The sequence below is a fragment of the Bradyrhizobium sp. NAS80.1 genome, from assembly GCF_001908205.1.
GTDB lineage: Bacteria > Pseudomonadota > Alphaproteobacteria > Rhizobiales > Xanthobacteraceae > Bradyrhizobium.
Map to the genome: position 1 here is coordinate 1 of NZ_LGHL01000464.1, position 1,453 is coordinate 1,453.

The 1,453-nt window shown below is 66.1% G+C and carries 1 protein-coding gene; it reads right to left on the bottom strand.

Translation table 11 applies throughout. The annotated features are described in order from the left end of the window. Nucleotides 1-85: 85 nt before the first annotated feature. Nucleotides 86-1,285 (bottom strand): IS256 family transposase, encoded by a 1,200-nt coding sequence (locus tag AC629_RS44245; protein ID WP_084810816.1) that lies wholly within the window; start codon nucleotides 1,283-1,285, stop codon nucleotides 86-88. Nucleotides 1,286-1,453 lie beyond the last annotated feature (168 nt).

Consider the following 1,453-nt stretch of genomic DNA (forward strand, 5'->3'; position numbering starts at 1 on the left):
CTTCTCGATATGAATGCGGATCGTGTCCCTTGGCGTGGTGTAGCTGGGCGGGTGTCACCACGTTCGCCGGCATGGGCCGGATCGGTCAGCTGGCGATCGCCGGGAAGCTGACGGCGGGATCATCGCCTAACGGCGCGATCGTTTCCAGCGTCATGTAGCGGCCGCGCTGGACGGCCCACTCGTCGTTCTGTTCGAGCAGGATGGCCCCGATCAGACGGGTGATGGCGTCCTCATTGGGGAAGATGCCGACCACTTCAGTCCGCCGCTTGATCTCGCCGTTGACGCGTTCGAGCGGATTGGTCGAGTGCAGCTTGGCCCGGTGCGCGGCCGGGAAGCTCATGTAGGCCAGCACGTCGGTCTCGGCCTCGTCGAGGAACGCCGCGAGCTTGGGCAGTTTGGGACGCAGCTGATCGGCGATGCGCCGCCATTGTGCGCGTGCCGCCTCGGCATCGTCCTGGGCAAACGCGGTGGCGATGAAGGCGGAGACGACGCGCCGTCCGCTCTTGCCGGCATGCGCCAGCGCGTTGCGCATGAAGTGCACGCGGCAGCGCTGCCAGGTGGCGTTGAGCACCTTGGCGACAGTCGCCTTGATGCCTTCGTGGGCATCCGAGATCACCAGCTTGACGCCACGCAGGCCGCGGCGGGCGAGCTTGCGCAAGAACGCGGTCCAGAACGTCTCGGCCTCGGAGGGGCCGATATCCATGCCGAGTACCTCACGCCGGCCGTCGCTGTTGACACCCACCGCAATGATCACCGCGACCGAGACGATGCGCCCGTTCTGCCGCACCTTCACGTAGGTGGCATCGATCCACAGGTACGGCCAGTCGCCCTCGATCGGGCGGTTGAGGAAGGCCTTCACCTTGTCGTCGATCTCGCCGCATAGCCGCGACACCTGGCTCTTGGAGATGCCGCTCATGCCCATGGCCTGCACCAGGTCGTCCACCGAGCGGGTCGAGACGCCCTGCACGTAGGCCTCCTGAACCACCGCGGTGAGCGCCTTCTCGGCCATCCGCCGCGGTTCGAGGAAGCCCGGGAAGTAGGAGCCCTTGCGCAGTTTGGGGATGCGCAGCTCGACCGTGCCGGCGCGGGTCTCCCAGCTTCGATCGCGATAACCGTTGCGTTGGACCAGGCGCTCCTGGTTCTTCTCGCCGTAAGCCGCCCCGGTCAGGCCCTCGACCTCGAGCTCCATCAGCCGGTGGGCGGCAAAGCCGATCATCTCACGCAACAGATCGGCGTCTGGGGTCTTCTCCACGAGCGCGCGCAGGTTCATCATGTCGTCGGTCATCGGTGGTTCCTCGAATCAGGTTGGTGTCGCAACCCAAACCTTACCGACGAATCATCGGTGACCACCGCAAAGCCGCCCGCCCGCTACGGCGCTATTGGAGGGCGCGCGTGCGGACGGCTTTGCTCTACCGAGCTACACCATCACTGGGGGACACGACCGGCAGGCGAC

Bases quoted from the DNA above. Each gene is read 5' to 3' on its own strand.
- AC629_RS44245 (WP_084810816.1), bottom strand. From the start codon at position 1,285: ATGACCGACGACATGATGAACCTGCGCGCGCTCGTGGAGAAGACCCCA.